The 21,617-nt window shown below is 44.6% G+C and carries 14 protein-coding genes; 2 read left to right on the top strand and 12 right to left on the bottom strand.

The annotated features are described in order from the left end of the window. Positions 1–15: 15 nt before the first annotated feature. The 6 genes from QQL36_RS03025 to QQL36_RS03050 all read right to left on the bottom strand — a co-directional run bounded on the left by QQL36_RS03025 (position 16) and on the right by QQL36_RS03050 (position 12,223). Positions 16–891 (bottom strand): EboA domain-containing protein, encoded by an 876-nt coding sequence (locus QQL36_RS03025; RefSeq protein ID WP_321568858.1) that lies wholly within the window; start codon positions 889–891, stop codon positions 16–18. A 417-nt stretch (positions 892–1,308) separates the two neighbouring features. After that, entirely contained in the window at positions 1,309–2,739 is a 1,431-nt protein-coding gene (locus QQL36_RS03030) for an FG-GAP repeat domain-containing protein (RefSeq protein ID WP_321568859.1), read from the bottom strand. A gap of 127 nt (positions 2,740–2,866) precedes the next feature. Continuing rightward, positions 2,867–4,651, bottom strand: coding sequence for a RagB/SusD family nutrient uptake outer membrane protein (locus QQL36_RS03035; protein WP_321568860.1), 1,785 nt, complete (start codon positions 4,649–4,651; stop codon positions 2,867–2,869). A gap of 21 nt (positions 4,652–4,672) precedes the next feature. Continuing rightward, on the bottom strand, positions 4,673–7,918 hold the full coding sequence (locus QQL36_RS03040; RefSeq protein WP_321568861.1) for a TonB-dependent receptor: 3,246 nt from the start codon (positions 7,916–7,918) through the stop codon (positions 4,673–4,675). 455 nt (positions 7,919–8,373) lie between these two features. After that, positions 8,374–10,686 (bottom strand): ABC transporter permease, encoded by a 2,313-nt coding sequence (locus QQL36_RS03045; RefSeq protein WP_321568862.1) that lies wholly within the window; start codon positions 10,684–10,686, stop codon positions 8,374–8,376. Between the two features lie 136 nt (positions 10,687–10,822). Then, complete coding sequence (locus QQL36_RS03050) at positions 10,823–12,223, bottom strand: RtcB family protein (protein ID WP_321568863.1); 1,401 nt, start codon at positions 12,221–12,223, stop codon at positions 10,823–10,825. A 228-nt stretch (positions 12,224–12,451) separates the two neighbouring features. On the opposite strand from QQL36_RS03050, the gene QQL36_RS03055 reads away from it, so the two are divergent. Further along, a complete protein-coding gene (locus QQL36_RS03055; RefSeq protein ID WP_143708669.1) occupies positions 12,452–12,832 on the top strand; it encodes a transmembrane 220 family protein in 381 nt (126 codons plus the stop codon). Between the two features lie 105 nt (positions 12,833–12,937). Beyond that, a complete protein-coding gene (locus QQL36_RS03060) occupies positions 12,938–13,249 on the top strand; it encodes a hypothetical protein (RefSeq protein WP_083720114.1) in 312 nt (103 codons plus the stop codon). A gap of 61 nt (positions 13,250–13,310) precedes the next feature. On the opposite strand, the gene QQL36_RS03065 is transcribed toward QQL36_RS03060, so the two are convergent. The 6 genes from QQL36_RS03065 to QQL36_RS03090 all read right to left on the bottom strand — a co-directional run bounded on the left by QQL36_RS03065 (position 13,311) and on the right by QQL36_RS03090 (position 21,137). Further along, complete coding sequence (locus QQL36_RS03065; RefSeq protein WP_321568864.1) at positions 13,311–16,706, bottom strand: ThuA domain-containing protein; 3,396 nt, start codon at positions 16,704–16,706, stop codon at positions 13,311–13,313. Between the two features lie 51 nt (positions 16,707–16,757). Continuing rightward, positions 16,758–17,525, bottom strand: coding sequence for a ThuA domain-containing protein (locus QQL36_RS03070; RefSeq protein WP_321568865.1), 768 nt, complete (start codon positions 17,523–17,525; stop codon positions 16,758–16,760). 5 nt (positions 17,526–17,530) lie between these two features. After that, entirely contained in the window at positions 17,531–18,235 is a 705-nt protein-coding gene (locus tag QQL36_RS03075; RefSeq protein WP_321568866.1) for a DUF1080 domain-containing protein, read from the bottom strand. Positions 18,236–18,393: 158 nt separating this feature from the next. Beyond that, a complete protein-coding gene (locus tag QQL36_RS03080) occupies positions 18,394–18,807 on the bottom strand; it encodes a c-type cytochrome (RefSeq protein ID WP_083720336.1) in 414 nt (137 codons plus the stop codon). 104 nt (positions 18,808–18,911) lie between these two features. Then, on the bottom strand, positions 18,912–19,967 hold the full coding sequence (locus QQL36_RS03085) for a sugar phosphate isomerase/epimerase family protein (protein ID WP_083720111.1): 1,056 nt from the start codon (positions 19,965–19,967) through the stop codon (positions 18,912–18,914). A 6-nt stretch (positions 19,968–19,973) separates the two neighbouring features. After that, positions 19,974–21,137, bottom strand: coding sequence for a Gfo/Idh/MocA family oxidoreductase (locus QQL36_RS03090; RefSeq protein ID WP_321568867.1), 1,164 nt, complete (start codon positions 21,135–21,137; stop codon positions 19,974–19,976). Positions 21,138–21,617: the final 480 nt, after the last annotated feature.

The raw sequence follows: 21,617 nt of genomic DNA on the forward strand, positions 1-21,617 counted from the left end.
CTTACCTGTTGTCAACTATGCATTCGCCTTTTCTGCAACAATATTCCATGTCAACGATTGATCGGCGATGGCACCAGCCAACTCCGGCGATTGCTGCAGGAGTACTTTTGCCGGCGCAAACCCGGTATGCGCACAGGCCAATGCCGCAGCTTCTTTGTCTATGATCTGATCCGATGCCCAGATACGATTAATGTCAGGCATGATCTCATGATCAATGAAAGGAGCGATCAATCTCCACAACATAGGATTGATCTTTCTGCCAGCAGCCCAGCGTTCATGTGCATAATCAATCAGGATCTGCGCGAGTGCCGGGTTAGCACGTTCGTCAAGACCAGTGATCAAATGCACAGGTTTGTCTGTAAAAATCGCTTTCATCACCAGCTGATTCCAGGCTGGTTCATCCAGGTACTGAGCAGGATAACTATTGTGTACCATAATGGCTTCCAGCACCCCGCCTATGTTTGAGCGGATGCCTTCAGCAGTACGCAGTTTCCACTCTTCCCCATATGCCAGCAAAGGCAATGCACCATACAGCGTAATCTGCTCATTCATATCTGCTGCCGAAAAGAGGTCTTCAATAGCAGCGACATAACGGGACCGGTCCTCCGAAGGAAATTGGAGCAACCACCAGATACGTGCGAGGCGATCTAACGTATATCCATAAATGAAAAAGTTATCTGCCTCGGGAATGTGAGTGTCAGGTATGACTTGTTTGCCCGTAAAACGGGGCATGGCAGTGAAAGTGATGTTGAAGCGCTGAGTAGTCTTCGCTTCCTGTAGCAGCTGTAACTGTTGTTGAAGCCAGTTAAGCGCTTGTGGCGTGGAGTGCGTGGCGATTATTGCATGTATTCGGTTCTTTACCAACGCACAATCGTAATAATATGGTTCCATCTTTGAGACCCTGGTTGTCTGACTTTAAAGTTAGCAGAATATGATGAAAAATAATAAAAGAGTTACGAAAGGTAGCGTGGTAATTTAAATGGCTGTATCATAGGTTATTTATTATTGGTGGTAAATAAAAGAGAGGCACATTGTGCCTCTCCTTCCGCCATTCTAAAACCTGATCAGTTCAATCAGGAGTATCTTTATAGACAAAACAATACAAGCGTATTGTTTATATATTTAAATGTATGTATCCAGGGAAATAATCAAGGTGGGCTAATCTCTATGTTAGCATTCCACGATTTAGATTTCTTACCTGTTGTTGTGTATGCAATATAAGGATTTATTTGTTACAACTATAATCTACCATGTAAAAAAAATGTCAACTTGAGTTACTATTTAATTGATGAGTAAGGTCGGGGCCGGTTATTTTTTCTTATTTTCCAACAGTACCAGTGGCGTATGAATATTCCAGGCCGGTTCATACCCATCCTGGATGATAAATCCCCTCGAATAGCTACCCAATACCAGGTCAATATCCCCATCTTTGTCATAGTCACCTGCCGCCATACAGATCCATCTACCCTGGTCAACTAACCCCGTAACTACATGAGGTTCAAATACTAACGATTTTTTTTGTTCCAGATAGACAAATTTCTCCGAAGGGTTATTTTTCAGATCTGCAAAGAAAGCAATCGTAGCCAGGTCCATATCCCCATCCTGATCAAAATCAGCAGCTATCACCTTGGTACACCCATTAATGTGGTAGAAGAAATCTGGTTTATCCACATCAAATTTGAAATTTCCCTTATTCAAAAACACATACACCCCATGATAAGGCTTGAGGATCATAGAGTAATCACCATTGTCTCCAGCCGTGTATATAATGTCCGGCTTGCCGTCTTTATTTATATCTGCCAGCTGAAAACTGGTGGACCCATAAACCGGTGGAAAACGAAGGATGTTCTCACTGGTAAATCCCCCCTTTTTATCATTCAGGAATAGCCAGATACCTTCATCATCATAAGCATATAACACCATCAGGTCAGGGTAACCGTCATTGTTGAAATCACCGGTTTCAGCATGGATAGCACCCGGCACATCCCGTATAGTTTTCCTGTTCTCCTCATTTACCAGGTAAAGCCCCCCGAATTTGTGGCCAAAACCAAGGGTGACATAGTCCTTCCCGAATGGCAAAGTTTGAACAGGTCTGGGCAGACCCATGGCTATCGTATGCACTTCTTTCAATGATGGGGTTATTCTCCAGATCACACCCGCCAACTGATCTACCGCCCTCAAATTCCCAATACAAGTCAAAATACCCGTATCCGCCCGCACCCAGTTTATATCCACTCCTGTTGATTGCAGATCAATTATTTTTTCTGCCTTCAAACTATCCCATTTAAACAGCGATGCCGTCTTCCCATTCTCTGCACTCGAATACACCCCACCCGTAAATGGATCGATCGAAACTAAGGTCGTACTCGCCCTATAAATAGTATCGGTTATTACTGGCGTATGCACAGCAAAAATCGAAGCATCCTCTTTTAAGGACGCAGACCCTGCTTTCAATGAATCAGGCGCTAATTCTCTATAATAACTCACAATCTCATTCCATTCATGGATGGAGATCCCTCCTTTCTGAGCATAATACTTATCATCATCCCACACACCAATCCCCAGATTTGGCGCCATCGCCGGCAATACATGCTTTAACCAAGTCTCTTTATCTAACAAAGCTGGTGACACCGCCATATGACAGCTACTACAATATTTAGTCGCCAATGCCTCACCTTTCGGCCGGCTTTTACATGAGCAAATGATAACGAGGAAGACGAAAGGAATATATCTAACCATACTTTACAAGTTAAAAAAAATTACGAATGGCAGCACCCGGCCGCCATTCGTAATTCAACTGCCCCGGATTAAGAGGCTCCCGTACTGACGGGCTCATTCATCACTCAAATGAGAACTTTAATAATTATTAGTAACCTTGATTTTGCTCCAATGTTTTTGTACCACCTTTTACACTCAGGTCAATCTGACGCTGTGGTATCGGATAATGCTCATTTCTTCCAGCCACAAACTTACCACCTGTGATGTCAGTAGTAATCTTTGACTCATACGCAAAGAACTTGGTCAGCTCTGTAGACGCTATACCCCAACGAACTAAGTCGAAATACCGCTGTCCTTCCATGGCCAATTCCAGCTTACGCTCAAAGTAGATGGCCTTCAGGGAAAAATCCTTACCCCCTGCTGCAAAAGTGCCGGCTGTATAAGTCGATACTACATAATTAGCTGCAGGCGTAGTAGAGAACCCACCCATCGGTGCCGCATCATTTGTGTATTTATACACCGCTGTCGCCGGCTTACCTGCCCTGGTACGTACCTGGTTTACATAAGTCTCTGCAGCTGTGTAGTTACCTAACTGTGCTTCTGCCTCTGCTGCCTGCAACAATACATCTGCATAACGGATCAACACAACATTCAATGCAGATCCCGGCGCCCAGGAGTTTGCATCTTTGTACTTATCCTGGTCATACTGCCAGTACACATTTTTCTTTGGCGCATAAGGCCCTGCATAATCCTGGTCACGTACCCATGAACGACCCGGGTGATTACCCCAATCCAGGTAAGGAATACCACGACGACCTACCGTCCAGTCCAATCTTGGATCCAGGTTACCGGCATCAGGTGTGAATGGCTCGGTAGACAGGATCTTCATGTCATTCTTCACTGCATGATCATTTGCATCATCCAGGTAAGGTAATCCAGTGGCATCTGTACGATATGAATTTACCAGGTCCTGTGTAGGCTGGTAAAATCCACAACAACCAAACGGACTGTTATAAGGGAAGTTCAGCATCTCACCCTGATTCGCATTCGCAATAGAAAGGGTACCATCATTGGCTGTCATCTGGATCGCGAATACAGACTCCTTGTTATTTTTATTAGCCGGATCAAAGTTATCTTCAAACCGATCCACCAATCCGTAAGACAAACCATTTGTAGTCTGTCCTTTTACGGTGATGATATCAAAAAGTGCTTTCGCCTCCGACCACTTTGCCTGGTATACATATGTCTTTGCCAGGTAACAGGCAGCTGCCCATTTGTTAGCACGACCTACACTGGTTTGTGTCTCTGGCAGGTTATCGTAGGCATACTGAAAGTCTGCTTCGATTTTAGGCCAGATATCCACATTATTCGGCTGTTTGTAATCGTCCATGTTCGTTTCATCTACCCAGGGAACTTTGTCATACATCTTCTTCAGCTCAAAGTAATAATGACCACGCAGGAACAAAGTCTGTGCTTTCACACCCACCTTATCGGCATCCGTCATACCTGTAGCATCCGGCAATAATGATAACAATGTATTGGCCCTGGCTATACCTTCGAACAATACCTGCCATTTGGTATTAAAGAAACCATTACTTGGATCAAATACACCTGTGGCAATCTGGCTTACCGGCGGCTGGTCAGTGGCATCACTACCCTTGTGGGCATCGCCGGCAGCTACGCTACCATAAATCCAGTTACTCGGCGCTGCCTCCCATGGGTTACCGCCATTCAGCGCTGCTGTACCACTACTTTGCCCATCCAGTGCAGCATATACACCTACGAGCAAAGCCTGGATACCATCTTTATTCTGTACGTCACTACCCGTCAATGCTCCCTGAGGACTACGTTCCAGGAAACTCTTGCTGCACGCATCTACCAGTATGGCAGTAGACATCACTGCCGCTATGACTATATATTTTGACTTAATCATTGTTAGCGATTTTTAACATTTTCAGAATCCAACATTTACACCTATCAGGTACTGACGCTGGTTAGGATAAGCACCTTCATCCAAACCATAGTTGGTAGAACCACCAGAGATCTCAGGATCTATACCTTTATACTTCGTGATCGTGAACACGTTCGCTGCCTGTACATATACGCGGAAACGATCTATACCTACCCGCTTCAATGTTGACGCAGGGAAAGTATAACCCAGGCTCATATTCTTCGCTCTGAGGTAAGAACCGTTTTCTACCAGGTAAGAGTTAGGTACGTTGTTCGTACTGAAAGAGTTGTCATTTTCCTGAATAGGAGCAGTAGCATTGTGATGATCAGGTCTCCATGAATCATAGAGCGCTGTCTTACTCTTTGCACCTGCAAAGTTAGCATAGTAGTCAGTCCACCAGCGAACCTGGTTCCAGATCTGATTACCTTGTACACCATACAGGAAGATGCTGAAATCAAAGTTTTTATAATCAAGTTCCAGGTTCAGACCATAGCTGAAATCCGGATTAGGATTACCAAGGAATGTTCTGTCTGCTTCAGTGATCTGACCATCATGGTTGATATCCGCATAGCGGAAACGGCCCAGCGCCGCCTGTGATTGGTAGATAGCACTACTATTGCCGGTTGCTTTCTGTGCTTCCAGGTTAGCAGCTGTGATCTCATCCTGTTCATTCCAGAAACCGATTGTCTTATAACCAAAGAAACTGGATACCGGCTGTCCTACTGCATTACGAATGATGAAGCTACCATTGAAACGACGTGACTCCTGGTCAAAGTAAGGCGCATCATAAGAAATAGCTACGATCTTGTTCTTGAAAGTAGTGAACGTAGCATTTGCTTTGAACGTGAGTTCTTTTGTCAGGTGTATACCAGTAGCTGTGATGGACAGGTCTATACCATGGTTTTCCATCTGTGCAATATTCACAGTAGGAGGATCTGTACGACCAGCAGTAGCAGAAATTTCAGGTTTGTACAACAGATCTTTTACTTTCTTGTAGTAATAGTCTGCACTCACTTCCACTTTACCTTTGAGGAAACTCGCATCAATACCTATGTTGGAGTTGATGTTGCTTTCCCATTTCGCATCCGGGTTACCAATGTGTGTTTTGGTAAAACCAGATACCAGCGTGTTGGATGTACCATTCAGGTCATAGAAAGAAGATCCTTTGTTCAAACCATATTGTGTAAAGGCGTTTGAACTTTCCACATTCAGCTGGTTACCCATGATACCATAACCACCCCTGATCTTCAGGTCTGACAGCCAGGATACATCTTTCAGGAAAGCCTCCTGAGAAATGCGCCAACCAGCACTTACTGCCGGGAACCAACCATAGCGGTAGTTAGCACCGAACTTACTGGAACCATCACGACGAATAACCGCACCTAACAAATAACGATCATGGTAACTATAATCCAAACGACCGAACAGGGAGAACAACCCATCTGAATAGGTGCCACTGCCAGTTGTCTGCGTACCGGTACCGGTTGATAGATTGGTGAAGTTAGGATCGAAGATGAAGTAATTCTGTGTAGTACCGGTAAGCGTGCGACCATGGTTGTCGTAAGCTTCAGAACCAACTAAAGCAGTAATATTATGTCTGCCAAATTTCTGGCGGAAAGTCAGGGTATTGGTCCATGTCCAGTTGTAACCATTGCTGGAACCTTCGGTATATGAATTCGTTTTGGTATTTTCCGCATTTTCATATTCCGGATAGGTGAAGGTGTGTGTGCTGGATGAGAAGATTTCACCACCGAATGACGTACGGAGTGTAAATACTTTCAGCACATCTGCTTCCAGGAACATGTTGCCCAACAGGCGTGAGCCCAATCCTTTGTTATTACGGATACGATCCTGGATCGCAACAGGGTTACGCGCATTACCCAGCTGGGCACTGTTGGTACTGAAAGAACCACCATAGTTACCTTTGATATCGTATACCGGAATAATAGGCTGCTCGCGGAAAGCCATACCAATTCCACTACCTTCTGTGAGTGCATCGATCTGTGGATTGTCGATGAGAGAGTATTCAATATTCTCCCCTATCCTGATATGCTGACTCACATTGAAGCTACTATTTGAGCGGATCGCATAGCGTTTCAGGTAAGTATTTTTCAGCGTACCTTCCTGGTTAAAATAATAGAAAGAGAGGAAATAACTACCCTGATCGCTGGAGCCACTAACTGAAACGTTGTGACTGGTGATAGGTGCTGGTTTGAAGATCTCATGGAACCAATCAGTACCTTGCTTGTTAGCCTTGGTAATACGATAGAAATTATCCAGGTCTGAAGGGTTTTTATAATTCGGATCTACATTATACAAAGAAGGATTTACACCCGGATCACCTTCTTTCAAACCACCGGGAGCAATGTAATCAGGTAAAACAGGAGTAGCACCCGAGCCATACAGACCATCGTTGTACACAATATTCGGATCCGTATTTTTCAGCGCCATCCATTTCAGGTTAGCCTGCTCCTGTGAATTCAGCAGGTGCCACACATTACCACCTTTAGGTACCTGACGACCATAGTATGCATCGTAAGTCACTCTTACTTTGCCTGGCTTACCTTTTTTTGTGGTGATGATGATCACACCGTTTGCTGCTCTGGCACCATAGATGGAGGCAGAACCTGCATCTTTCAGTACCTGCATGGACTCCACATCATTTGGGTTGATGTCCACAATATTTTGTGTTGGCACACCATCAATTACATAGAGCGGGGTGTTGTTACCAAAAGTATTCACACCACGAATGCGTACCTGTGGCTCTTCACCGGGCTGACCGGAGCCGAGTACCATGATACCTGATACCTGCCCCTGCAACTGGTTGCTCACCTGTGCAGTAGGTTGGCGGGTGATCTGGTCTACATTCACAACAGATACAGCACCTGTCAGATCTTTTTTACGTTGAGTGGCATAACCGGTTACAACAACTTCATCGAGCGAACCGATTTTTTCGGAGAGAATAACGTCGAGTGAGGGGCCATCACCTACAGCTACTTCCTGCGAAGTATAGCCGACGAAAGAGAAAATAAGGACATCACCTTTTTTAGCTTGTAATGTGTAATGTCCACTTGGGTCAGTGGCACCACCTCTGTTTGAACCTTTTACTGCTACAGTAACACCGGGCAAGGGATTGCCGGAGGATTTGTCAGTAACTCTACCAGTTATACGGGTTTGGGCTAGTACGTTACCGGCAAGCAGCAACAAGGCCCAGCACCATATAATGGTGCGGCATACATGTTTCTTCATAACGTGAAACGTTGTTTTTTTAGGTGAATGAATGGCCTGATCCTGGTCCTTTTGTTGAGAAAAAGACACAGCGATAAGAGCCGGTTACAGCATAATCCGGGTAATTAAAGAGGGTTTTGCAATAATGCCAGTCGGAGATACTAATGCTCTTCACACTGCCCGCGAATGCAGTGGGAGGGTGTTACAATTCCGGTCAAGGTTTATTTTTATTGGGTATTTGCTACAGCACTATTTCAGGAGGGCACTTTTGCACAGGCGTACAAACTAGATACTACATACAGCTTGTTCTCATGTCATAACGTTGTTTAGAATAATAATCGTGGATATTAGACTTTGGTTACGCTTACCAAATTAACACATTCATTTGTTTTATGCAAAGATTTTTTTAAAACCAATAAAAAGAGGGTGTATCGCAAGACCGATACACCCTCTTTTTATATGACAGATTAATTCATTTACTCAGTGCGAAGACTCTTCACAGGATTTATATTCGCCGTCTTTATTGCCCGCCATCCTACCGTCACCACTGTGATCAGCATCGAAAACAAAATTGCCGCAACAAAAACAGTAATCCCCGGCTCCGTCCTGTACACAAAAGAATCCAGCCAGCGGTGCATCACCCACCAGCCTACCGGCGCAGCGACTACAAAACCAGCTATCAACAACAGGAAAAATTCTTTTCCAAACAACCACAATATATTTCCCAGCCCGGCACCCAATGTCTTCCGGATCCCCACTTCCTTCGTACGCTGTGCTGCCATAAAAGAAATCAACCCATACAAACCAATACAACCAATCACCACCGAGATCAATGTAAATATGCGAACCAGCTCATAAATAATCAGGTCCTTCTGGTACAATTTCGCCATGTCATCATCCAGGAAACCGGACTGAAAAATATAAGCAGGATATACCGCCTTCCAGGCATTTTCCACTGCTGCCATCATTTGCGGTGCCCTTGCCATATTAATACTCACTGCACAATTCTGATAGGTGTATATGAGGGTGGTGATCACTAAGGGCTCTATCGATTCGTGAAATGAGCGGTAATGAAAATCTTTCACTACACCTACTACTGTACCCTTTGCCCCATTCACAGTTGCTGGATACCCGATTATTTCACGGGGTGAGCTAAATCCCAGTTTCTTTACGGCCGTTTCATTCACCACAAACTCACTCATCGTATCTGAAGCCGTCACATTTCTTCCAGCGATCAACTGCAATCCGAAAAAAGGAATATAATTCGCATCCGCCGTCTTATAAGCGACAGAAACATTCCGGTTGTTACAAACAATTCCCGTAGAGGGAGAGTAATCTGCTGCCGGGGCTGACCGGCAAAATGTAAATCCACTAATATCACCCAGCTTACCTGACAATGCATGTACCTTTGCCGCATCATTGTCCGGTACCGGCAGCATCACGATGGCCGATCTGCGAAATCCCGGATCTGCTTCCTGTGTATACCTCATTTGATTGGCGATGATAATGGTACAAATGATCAGCAATTGTGAAATAGCAAATTGTACAATCACTAATCCCCTTCTGAAAGAAAATCCACTGGCCGCCTTTTTTTGCTGTAATGCCACTACCGGCCGCAACCCTGAAATAATCAGTCCCGGGTACATGCCGGATATTAATACGATGCTTATAAAAAGCACGATTAAAAAACTCCAGCCACGCACATTCCACCAGCTTATCGTCGTGTGCAACAGGTTGTTTAAAAAAGGTAATCCCAGCCATGCCAGCAACACACCCACTGCCATAGCTGCTATTGTCAATATCGCCGTTTCAGTAATGAACTGCATAAACAGCTGCCAACGGAAACTTCCCAATGCTTTTCTTACACCAATCTCTTTGGAACGGCTCCAGGCCTGCGCTACAGACAGATTTATAAAATTGATACAGGTAGTAATGATCAATAAAAGCCCTATACAGGATATCATCCATAAGGTACTTTCCCGAATCACCCCATCCAGTGCAGTATTAAAGTGAATGTCTCCCAAAGGTTGAGTGACAAAGGCAAATAAACTTTCTTCATTTCCATATGCTTTGTTAGCAAGATCTTTCAATGCCTGGTCTGCCACAGCTTGCGTAATACCGGGCTTCAGCCTGATAAAACATTGCACCGATTTATTTACACTCATCCACCAGTCTTCTACCATCCACTGTTGATAGCCTTTCAATTTATCAAAAGGGAAAAAGATCTCCTGCCGCAGGTCTGTATTTGCAGGCAGGTCTTTCAATACGCCACTGATCTGAAAACGCATGGTGTCATCCAGCAATAAACTTTGCCCTACCGGGTCCTGCTGACCAAAATATTTATGCGCGATCCTTTCGGTAATGACCACGCCATGGGTATTACCGCTTAATAACGGAAAGTTGAATATCTCGAAATAAGCAGGATCAGTGAAAGCAATGTCTTCCAGGAAATTCTGACCACGCGTCACTGCTATGCGTTTATTACTTAGCATGTCCAGGTGTGTCACCTGCTCTGCAATGCCATAATCATTTTTGAAACGATCAGGCAAAGGGCCAGGTACTCCTGTATTGACCGACGCCTGTTCATCCATATGGAATTTCGAAATGATCCGGTAGATCTGCTCTTTGTGCAAATGAAAATTGTCAGTACGCAGGTGATAAGCCACCGTGGCATAGATGAGAATAATACAGGCTATGCCAATAGCAAGGCCCGTAATATTAATGAACGCATACGCTTTGCGGTGTTGCAAACTGCGAATGGCTGTGTGCAGGTAGTTGCTCATGGTCATTGCAGGCCGGAAAAGTATGCCAACAATAAAACAATTGATTATCAATATGTTTACTGATGTAATAGTGTTCATTTCAGCACAGTGGCTGCCCGCAAATGAAACATCGCCCATTTGCAGGAATAGCTTTGTCCATTACTTATTCTTTATACATTCTTACTATGCGGGGAACGAATCTTCCCTCAATGTTTACTAACTCCCGCTGTGCATCTATCACACGTTCTATGTCTTTGTATGCCAGCGGATTTTCTTCTACGCTCCCACCGATGAGTGTAACATTGGCATCGGCCAACATTTTCTTCAGTGCAGACATAGTTACGTTTTCTTTTGCGCGGGTGCGACTCATGGCCCTGCCTGCACCATGTGAGGCAGAGTACAAAGAAGCCGGTACACCTTTGCCTGATACCAGGTAAGCTGCAGTCGTCATACTACCCGGAATAATACCTAACTCACCTGCATGCGCAGGCGTCGCACCTTTCCGGTGGATGATCGCCTTGCGGCCATCTGCCAACGTATCTTCCCATGCAAAGTTGTGATGGTTCTCAATCGTAGCCAGTGCCTGCAAACCCGTTTCTTTCAGCAGATTTGCATGAATCCTGTCATGACATGCTTTGGCATAATCACCTGCCAGCTGCATACTCATCCAGTACTCCTGTCCTGCCTGTGTGTCGAGATCTAACCACGCCAGTTGTTGTGCCTCCCTGGGCAACTTGCAGGTATCCATCGCGATCTTTGTATAATACTGCGCAATTGCAGCACCTAACCCCCTGCTACCTGAGTGTGATAAGAGTGCGAGATACTCACCTGCTGCAATGCCCAATGCATTGTCTTCATTCAAGGTGATCAGGCCAAATTCCACAAAGTGATTTCCGGTACCTGATGTACCTAACTGCCTGGCTGCTTTTGACTGCAACCTTCTTAACAAATCAGTTTCTTTGAATGTAGAATGATCCAGCACAGCATGTTCCTGCGCTATATCCAATCCACCTTCCAATCCAAAGTGCGTGAAATTTTTCAACGCAGTTTTTAACTGAAAAGAATATCGCTTCAGAAAACTCTCGCCTGTATCTAAGATAGAGAGTGCCATTCTGCACCCGATATCCACTCCTACTGCATAAGGGATCACCGCATTGTGCGTAGCGAGCACACCACCAATAGGCAGCCCATAGCCTGTATGTGCATCAGGCATTAAAGCGCCCTGCACAGCAACGGGCAGCGTCATCGCTATCTCCATTTGTCTTTTGGCACCGGCTTCTATTTCTTTGGCGCCATACACTTTTACATCACCTGTTGTTTCCAGGAGGGTATGTGCACGGAAAGGTTTTACTGCTACTTCATCAAGGAAGGTCGCAGCTATTTTTCCCAGTACTTCATCATTACGATAAGTAGTGGGATTGTCTTTAATATCATTCAATAAAGAGATCGCTTCTTCTTTTGTATGATGCTTAAAGTGTTTAGAAAATATATTAATCACAAGGCTCCGGGCACGATCGTCTGTATAGCCGATCCTGCTGAGCTCTTTTGCTTTTAAATTGCTCATAAGAATGCTTCGTGCGGGCATAGCAATGCCGCAACTAAATTTTTAATCAGGAAAAATTAATTGGAAACGGGGTGTCCTGCCGGACTATGCGGCAAGATCGATGGGTGATATGTGGGTACGGTTCAGCATGATTCCTTGTGTTTTAAAAAGTGATGAAATAAGGAATTCGGGGCAAAGGTATATTTTTTTTATATATTGGTGAAATATTCTACAACATCAGGTCTCTTTATGAAATTATTCAACATTATATGGTGCATCCTCTTCATCATTTTCGCAGGATTGCAATACAATGATCCGGATCCATATATCTGGATGCCTATCTATTTGTACGGAGCTGCATGCTGTGCACTGGCAGCCATGGGCAAATTTTATAAAAAAGCATATGTAGCAGGTAGTCTGGTATATCTGTGTTATGCAGTCTATAAATTCTTTGATCAGAATGGTGTATGGGATTGGGCGACCAAACATCATGGGGAGAACATTGCAGAGACCATGAAAGCCTCGCAGCCATGGATTGAAGAAACCAGGGAGTTCTTTGGCCTGTTCATCCTGATCGCTGTTTTGATGATCAATTATATTTATGCCGGACGTAAAAAAGCAGGGAAATAAGGGGAATAATCTTTACCTTCAGTAGGATTAAGTTTTGTTTTCCTGATAACCCACATCCTACTCATGAGAAGATTGATCCCAAAACACCTGCACTCCTCGTAATATATGTCCGGTTTTTCCATTTTGCCTGTTCGTTATTCTAAAATCGTGGCCGCTGCTGAGTCTATTACCTGGCCTGTTACAGGTCTTAGCGAGAGTTCCTTAGGTATGGTTGATTATTGTATCATCGCCCACGATCATATTCCTGTTTCAATTCAGTTTAATCTGGGTGCTGCTGTGTATGGGCCTTATTATTTCAGTGATGAAGGGGAGAGTGAATTTGTGGCTGTTGGAATGAAGGCGGAGCTTGATATATCAGGCGTGATCCTGAGAATCGGCGAGTGGTATACGATTGAGATTGTAAGTATTTATGCTTAAAATGCAACGGCCTGCGGTGATCACCGCAGGCCGTTGCATTTATTTCGATAATAATTGCAATTTATTTTGATAACAATTCAAATCTACTCATCCCCAACGATGTCTTCTCCCCTGCATCTGCTGCCGTAATCTTTATATACAGATTATGCGGCTTACCATCTGCCACCGGTGCAAAGTTGATCGTAGCTGTATTGGGTACTTTTACTTTAGCTCCCGGCCCTATTACCACCTCGCCTAACTTAGTACCACTCTCTTTATCCAGGAACAACTGCACATTATATCCATACTGCAAAGACTCCTGTGAATAATAGCTGATACCCACACCCGTCACGCCTGTCAGATCCAGGTTATTATAACTTACCCAGCTGTTCGCAGTAGGGATCAGGAACTTGATGTCATTTGCTTCAAACGTAGTTACACCAAAAGACTGATCATAATTAGCCGCTACCAGTTTAGGGCTCTTCAGCATTGCTGTAGCCGTTCCCGTTAGCGGACGAATATTCGGACCTCCCTGATCTGTATAACTGGCTATCAGGTACAACACACCATTATCTTTCTCCGGCTTACCTGCTGTTGGAGACACTGTTCCTTTCTGTGGCAACGAAGCAGGTGCTTTGTTATCTCCACTCTGCGACATCACATAATCTGCCAGTTGATGTGCTTCTCCTGATGTGAGGGTAGGATGCGCTGACATCGCTGTTTCGCCCCATACGCCACCACCACCCTGGATGATCTTATTCGCCAGATAATCTTTCGCATTCGGATCATCTTTATATTTCTCCGCTACCTGTTTAAAGGAAGGACCGATCGATTTTTCATCCAGCTTATGACAGGTCTTACAATCACCTGATTCAAACAGGTTCTTACCTGCTATCACCCCTGTGATGATCTGATGCCCCTGCTGGGGAATCGCCGCCTGATCGCTACCTTCCATGTATTCTGCACGGATGTACATGTTCTCAGGTTTTATATTGTTAGCATCTTCCTTGTCACTTACCTGTACATCATAAGCTACCTGTTTGCCTGGGAAGTAGAAAGTTTTATTACCCGTGATATTGATCTTTACTTCCGGTGTTTCATTACCTGCGTACAACGCAATGCCTTCACTACGGGTACTGGTGCCTTTATCATCCAGCACTTCTACTGATACTGCATATTCACCAGCTACTGCATACGTTACTTCTGTCTCCGGTTCTTTCGTTTCTTTCTTATTTCCATTACCCAGGTACCAGATGTAAGTAAGCGGATCATGGTCAGGATCTGATGATCCTTTTGCACTCAGTTTCACTTTGAATGGTAAACCACCAGATAGTTTGTCTGCCTGGATCTTCGCTATTGGCGCACGGTTGCCACCATTAAAGTCAATTCTTGACAACCCTGCATCTTTGTTCTTACTAAACCAGCCATTCCCATATTCCAGTACATACAGTCTGCCATCAGGTCCCATTTCCATATCAATGATCGCATTGAATTTGGTATGCGGCATGAATGGTTCTGTCTTGGAGAGGTTTCCATCTTTATCAAAAGTTACCGCTTTGATCCAGCCTCTCACCCAATCGTAAATAAAGAACTTACCACTGTAGTAATCAGGGAAACGTGTTTCCTGGGGGTAATACTCATTGTAAAACACAGGGCCTGCCATGGCATTACGACCACCACTACCCATTGATGGGAAGTCAGGCGATTTATCGTACGGATACCAGATCATCGCTGGTGTAGCAGGTGGTAGATCTCTGATACCGGTATTATTACGTGAATCATTCACAGGTTTTGCAGGATCAAATGCAGCACCGGCTTTTCCTGTTTCGTAATCGTAACGATGGTAAGCATAGTTGTTACCCACGAACATCGGATAACCATAGTTACCCGGCTTCTTCGCCTGGTTAATTTCATCATACCCTCTTGGACCACGCTCCGGATCATCATTGTTTGCATCAGGGCCTACTTCACCCCAATACACATACCCCGTTTTACGGTCCACAGAAATACGGTAAGGGTTACGGGTACCCATTGCATAAATTTCAGGACGGGTCTTTGGTGCTCCCTTCTTAAAGAGGTTCCCCTCAGGAATGGAATAAGTACCATCCGGATTGATCTTCAAACGAAGGATCTTTCCTCTCAGATCATTTGTATTGGCGGATGTACGACGACCATCATAATTCAGGTGACCCGGACGATCATCCAACGGCGCATATCCTTTTGATACATATTGCTGGCCTGGTTCATCGAACGGTGTGGAGTTATCACCTGTGGACAGGTACAATAAATGATCAGGGCCAAAGGCGATAGAACCACCTGTATGACAACAGATATTACGCTGTGAATATAGCTGCAACACTATCTTCTCCGAAGCCGAATCGATCTGGCCGTTTTCAAATGTAAAACGGCTCAACCTATTCACTGAGGTATCAACAGGAGAGTAATAAATATATACATAATGGTTAGTAGCAAAGTCAGGATCCGCACTGATACCCAGTACACCTTCTTCTGCGTTCACATTCGGTACTTCTGTTTTGTAGTACACCCTTAAATAACCAGCCTGCGTCAACTTATGCGCCTGCTGATCAAAGTACATGATCTCACCTCTGCGCTGTGCAATGAGTATATTGAGATCAGGCAGAATAGTCATCTCAGTAGGTTCGAAGAACTCACCGGATACAAGGGTATTCTTGGTAAAGCGATCTTCAGCCGGCACTCTCAGGGTAGTGGCCACATTATAATCCAGTACCTGGTTTTTACCGATGGCATATTTAATACCGCTCAGTAACAATTTCAGCACATTCTCTTCTTTATAAGCAGCGTCTGTATGACCGAGTTCTGTGTAGAACGCACGGCCACCATCATAATCGTGGAACCAGCTTATAGGATGATTGTCTCCATTCTTCCCGCCTTCATACGTCTTCTCATCCACCGTCATAATAACTTTGATATTGGGACTGATCTTTTTGAAGTTATACCATTCGTCTTCGTGTTCCCATTTATCGGGCAACTGACCAAAGGACTTATCTTTTACAATCAGTGTCGCTTTGTGTGTACCAGCAGGATGACTGTCAAAGTAAGCACCCGCCAGTCCTCCATACCAACCCCACTCATATTCAGTATCCGTAGCAGCATGTACACCTACATACCCCCCACCGGATTGAATATATCTTTCAAAATCTGCTTCCTGGTAATTGTTCAGTACATCGCCGGTAGTGTTCAGGAAGATGACAGCAGCATATTTCTGCAAAGTATCTTCTACGAACATTTCGGCATTAGTAGTAGTGTCTACATCGAATCCATTTTCTTTTCCCAGTTTTTCAATCGCCGCAATACCAGCAGGAATAGAGGCGTGGTGGAATCCGGCAGTTTTCGAGAATACCAGTACCCTGGGATTACCGGGTCTGATCTTTGACTGGCAACCGGAAAGGATAATTCCGCAAAGCGCAGCCAGGTAAATAGCATACCTCAATCGCATGATAGTTGTTTTCGTGAAAAAGCCCCCATTTCCAGGGGGCTTTCTATATGATTAGTAAAAGGTTCCTGCTGTGCTGGCGGTAGCTGCTTTCAAGCCCATCACATATCTGAGTCCACCCAGTACATGCCGCATGTACGTCTTATCGCTATACGAGTCTTTGGTATGCCCCAGCTCTGTATAAAAAGCTCTGCCTCCATCGAAGTCATGATACCATGCCATGGGGTGGTTATCGCCGTTCTTACCACCTTCATAACTGCTCTCATCTATTTTGATGAGCACATGTACATCGGGGTTCAGGTCTTTGAAATTGTACCACTCATCCCATCTGGACCATTTATCGCCCAGGTGACGGGTGGCATCGTTATTCTTGTCTACTACCTGCAGGGTAGCCTGCTGTTGTGCCGGATGGCTGGTGAACCAGGCCCCTACCAGCTTATTGTACCATGGCCAGTCATACTCCGTATCAGTTGCAGCATGAATACCCATGAAACCACCGCCTTTGTGAATATACTTTTCCATAGCAGCCTGTTGTTTGTCGTCCAGGACATTGCCTGTCGTATTTAAAAACAACACCGCCGCATACTTCTTTAGATTCTTGTATTCAAATGCACTGGCGTCTTCCGTGGTGTCCACATCAAATCCATTTTCCTGGCCCAGCTTGATGAAAGCTACTTTAGCAACAGGAATACAATCATGACGAAAGCCCATCGTTTTAGAAAAAACCAGCAGGCGTGGACGATCCGCGGCTATCAACCGGGTCATGGGATACAACATCAACAGTGCGGTGGCACATACAATGCCAACAAACAGTTTTTTCATATTCATTAGAGTGTTTTGATCTTGAGACTGCGGTAGCTCACTACATTGCCATGATCCTGCAGGGCGATGTGACCTTTCGCATATTTCATAAAACCATCCCAGGTTTTAAACTTACTATTCGCTAACAGCTCCTTCCATTCATCGCTGCCAATAGTGGTTTCAATGGTTTTAGTGCCATTGAGCCAGAAGGTGAGATGACCGTCCTTTTTCAGGATGCGTGCTTTATTCCACTCTCCTACTGGTTTTGCAGCGTCCTTTGTTGATTTTTTCAAATCATACAGATCGCCGGAATTATGTTTAGGATATTTACCATCCGGATGACGGGCATCGTCCAGCACCTGCATTTCAGCACCTGTCAGATAGGTAGCACCGTATTTTGGATCTTCATGAACGCTGAAGATCAGGCCACTGTTGCCACCTTCAGAGATCTTCCATTCGTAGGTAAAATCGTAGTTTTCATATTCATCGTTAGTAACGAGGTCGCCACCACCTTTCTTCACAGCAGTATCGAGTACAAATGCGCCATCAGTTACCTTCCACCTGTCAGTAGCAGTGGATTGCAGATAAGAGTGCCAGCCTGTAGTCGTTTTGCCATCAAATAATAATTTCCAGCCGTCCTTTTGTTCTTTTGCAGTTAAAGTGTTGGGTTGTTGCGCGAAAACAGCGGCCGACGAGAGACTGAGCGCCAAAACGGGAATGAGCAATTTCATATGATTAATGGATTTGTTTGGGTTTGGAATTTTAGCAAAGCGGATTACGAAAGAATCAATATACGTGCTATACAATGGTTCCGCAGTTCACCCACAGAATGACATAGTTGAGACCCGTAAATTATTGCATCCATAATCCGCTACGGATAATTATTTGACTACTTTAAAGCCAGAATGTATTTCACCATTTCTTTGGCGTCGTCTTTCGATACATTAGGGTGTGCCTGCATAGGAATTTCGCCCCAATGACCACTACCACCAGAGATGATTTTGTCAGCCAGCATTTCGATGTTTGCCTCAGAGGCTTCATATTTGGCAGCTACTTCTTTGTAAGCAGGGCCTACCACTTTCATATCTACTTTGTGGCATGTCAGACAGTCCGACTGTGCAATCAGACCCGCGCCTTTCGAAGCTGCTGCTTCCGCCGCACCTTGCTTTACCATTGAGTTATCAACAGGCGCTTCGCTGCTGCTTGTTGATGTGTCTTTCTTTTCGCTGCTGTTACCGCTGCCACCACATGAGGCTAAGAAAAATGCACTTAATACGAATGGTGCCAGATAACGCATTCTCATTTTAGATTCCATTTTATAAGTCCTATTTCAGATTATGACAAATACAGATTGTGTAATATAAGCAACCTTATAATTTAAATACGATAATTATGATGAAAAGCACCTTATTCCAGACCGAGTACCTTTCTGTTCAGACTTTCGTCCGCGCCTGCACTGGCAAAATCGTCGAACGCCTTTTCTGTCACACGAATAATATGATCTTTGATGAACGGTGCACCTTCTTTCGCACCTTCTTCCGGATGCTTCAGGCAGCACTCCCATTCCATCACCGCCCAACCTGAAAAATCATATTGCGTGAGCTTACTAAACACGGCTTTAAAATCAACCTGGCCATCACCCAGAGAACGGAATCTACCCGGACGATCTACCCAACCCTGGTAACCGCCATATACACCGGAACGGCCGGTAGGATTGAATTCTGCATCTTTTACATGGAACATTTTGATCTTCTCATGATAGATGTCGATATATTCCAGGTAGTCAAGACATTGTAATACAAAATGACTTGGATCGTACAGCAGGCAGGCACGTTTATGATTGCCAGTCGCTTCCAGGAAACGTTCGTAAGTAGCGCCATCATGCAGATCTTCACCCGGGTGAATTTCATAACAGAGGTCTACACCATTCTCTTCAAATTCATTGAGGATCGGCAACCAACGGTTCGCCAGTTCTTTAAACCCGGTTTCAACCAGGCCAGCAGGGCGCTGTGGCCATGGATACACTGTATGCCAGAGCAATGCACCACTGAAAGTAGCATGCGCATCGAGGCCCAGGTTACGACTTGCTTTTGCAGCATATTTCAGTTGCTGCACCGCCCATTCGGTACGTGCAGCAGGTTTACCTCTTTTATCAGCAGGCGCAAATGCATCGAACAGATCGCTGAATGCAGGATGCACAGCTACCAGTTGTCCCTGCAGGTGAGTGGAGAGTTCAGTGATTTCCAAACCGGTGGATTGCACTAATCCTTTGATATCATCAGCATAAGTTTTGCTTTCAGCAGCCTTTTGCAGATCGAAGATATTTGGATCGGAAGTAGGGATCTGCACGCCTTTAAAACCTAAGCCTGCCGCCCATTTACAGATGCTCTCCAATGAATTGAAAGGGGCAGTGTCACCCAGGAACTGCGCCAGAAATATACCGGGTCCTTTGATAGTTTTCATAATAGATCAGATTTCAAATTTTGTCCATTTTTCGTTGCTCTGTCCTGATTTCACGACGTTCTCAATGAAGGCCATGCCTCTTACACCATCATCCACACCCGGGAAATCGAGTGCTTCAGGGGCAGGTGTTTCACCATTTAATTTAGCCTGCAGCGTGAGTGCGAAGTTGCGATACAGGTTGCCAAAGGCTTCGAGGTAACCTTCCGGATGTCCGCCGGGAGTGCGGGTATTGTGGATGGCATAACTACTTTGCAGGGCACCATAGTTATTACCGGCGCGATAAATTTCAGTAGGTTTATCCAGCCATTTTACCAGCAGGGTATTGGGTTCCATCTGTGACCATTCGATGCCGCCTTTTTCACCATATACCCGGATGGTGAGATTGTTTTCTTCACCAGCCGCTACCTGAGAGGCAATGAGCACACCAGAAGCACCATTATCGAATTTCAGCAGCACACCACCGTCGTCATCCAGTGCACGACCGGGAACTACGATATTGAGATCTGCACACAGTTTGTCTATTTTCAACCCACTGATATACTCGGCCAGATTGGCAGCGTGGGTACCGATATCGCCCATACAACCTGCTTTACCAGAGCGGCTGGGGTCTGTACGCCAGGCAGCACCTTTACTATCTTTTTCAGAGAAAGTGCTGAGCCAACCCTGTGGATATTCAACATAGACCTTTCTGATCTTGCCAAATACACCGTTTTTCACCATTTGCTTCGCCTGCTTTACCATTGGGTAACCAGTGTAAGTGTGGGTGAGTAGTAGGGAGAGGCCGGTAGCTTCCACCTTTGCTTTCAGTTGTTTGGCTTCTTCGAGGGTAAATGTGATGGGTTTGTCGATGGCTACATGGAAACCTTTTTCCAGCGCGAGCATAGCTGGTTCAAAGTGCACGTGATTGGGCGTAACAATGGCAATAAAATCCAGTTTTTCATCAGCCGGTTTGTTCGCTTCTGCCTCCAGCATCGTCTTATAGTCAGGATAGGTCCTGTCAGGGTGGAGGAACAACATTTCGCCAGAGGCTTTAGAGAGCTCCGGGTCAGAGCTGAAAGCACCTGCTTTCAATTCAATCAGTCCATCCATGTTCGCTGCAATTCTATGAATAGCACCGATGAAGGCATTCTTACCGCCCCCAATCATTCCCATTCTTAACTTACGGTTCATTGGCAAATACTTTTTGTTCTTTATGATAGGTTTTGTTTTTCTCTTCCCGCAGCATGAAACGGGGGTTTTGTGCACGTGATATTATCTCATAACGTCGTTGCTTCACAGCTTTTAAATGTAGAAAACTCCGGGGAAATTTCTATATGAAATTTCTTAATCGCCTGAAATAGGAGAATTTTTATTGACTCAATAGTCTACTTGTATTATAAAAGTATTATAGTAAAAATGAAAGAAAAATATGAGTAAGAAGTGTAGAATTAATTAACAAACAAATGTTTATATAAAAATAAAGAGCCTGATAAGACTATCCGGCTCTTGTTTTACTATCCTATGAAAACCCTAATAATGTAAAGGTAGACTGTTGTAACAAATGAAGGTGTTAAACGGTCGTTAATAATATCTTTTTTTTAAAGTGTACTTTTTACGGCTTATCCTAATTGAAACCAGAACGATATAGATGAAGGAATTGATTATATGGTG

Source organism: Chitinophaga sp. LS1, from assembly GCF_034274695.1.
GTDB lineage: Bacteria > Bacteroidota > Bacteroidia > Chitinophagales > Chitinophagaceae > Chitinophaga.

Bases quoted from the DNA above. Each gene is read 5' to 3' on its own strand.
- QQL36_RS03025 (WP_321568858.1), bottom strand. From the start codon at position 891: ATGGAACCATATTATTACGATTGTGCGTTGGTAAAGAACCGAATACAT.
- QQL36_RS03030 (WP_321568859.1), bottom strand. From the start codon at position 2,739: ATGGTTAGATATATTCCTTTCGTCTTCCTCGTTATCATTTGCTCATGT.
- QQL36_RS03035 (WP_321568860.1), bottom strand. From the start codon at position 4,651: ATGATTAAGTCAAAATATATAGTCATAGCGGCAGTGATGTCTACTGCC.
- QQL36_RS03040 (WP_321568861.1), bottom strand. From the start codon at position 7,918: ATGAAGAAACATGTATGCCGCACCATTATATGGTGCTGGGCCTTGTTG.
- QQL36_RS03045 (WP_321568862.1), bottom strand. From the start codon at position 10,686: ATGACCATGAGCAACTACCTGCACACAGCCATTCGCAGTTTGCAACAC.
- QQL36_RS03050 (WP_321568863.1), bottom strand. From the start codon at position 12,223: ATGAGCAATTTAAAAGCAAAAGAGCTCAGCAGGATCGGCTATACAGAC.
- QQL36_RS03055 (WP_143708669.1), top strand. From the start codon at position 12,452: ATGAAATTATTCAACATTATATGGTGCATCCTCTTCATCATTTTCGCA.
- QQL36_RS03060 (WP_083720114.1), top strand. From the start codon at position 12,938: ATGTCCGGTTTTTCCATTTTGCCTGTTCGTTATTCTAAAATCGTGGCC.
- QQL36_RS03065 (WP_321568864.1), bottom strand. From the start codon at position 16,706: ATGCGATTGAGGTATGCTATTTACCTGGCTGCGCTTTGCGGAATTATC.
- QQL36_RS03070 (WP_321568865.1), bottom strand. From the start codon at position 17,525: ATGAAAAAACTGTTTGTTGGCATTGTATGTGCCACCGCACTGTTGATG.
- QQL36_RS03075 (WP_321568866.1), bottom strand. From the start codon at position 18,235: ATGAAATTGCTCATTCCCGTTTTGGCGCTCAGTCTCTCGTCGGCCGCT.
- QQL36_RS03080 (WP_083720336.1), bottom strand. From the start codon at position 18,807: ATGAGAATGCGTTATCTGGCACCATTCGTATTAAGTGCATTTTTCTTA.
- QQL36_RS03085 (WP_083720111.1), bottom strand. From the start codon at position 19,967: ATGAAAACTATCAAAGGACCCGGTATATTTCTGGCGCAGTTCCTGGGT.
- QQL36_RS03090 (WP_321568867.1), bottom strand. From the start codon at position 21,137: ATGAACCGTAAGTTAAGAATGGGAATGATTGGGGGCGGTAAGAATGCC.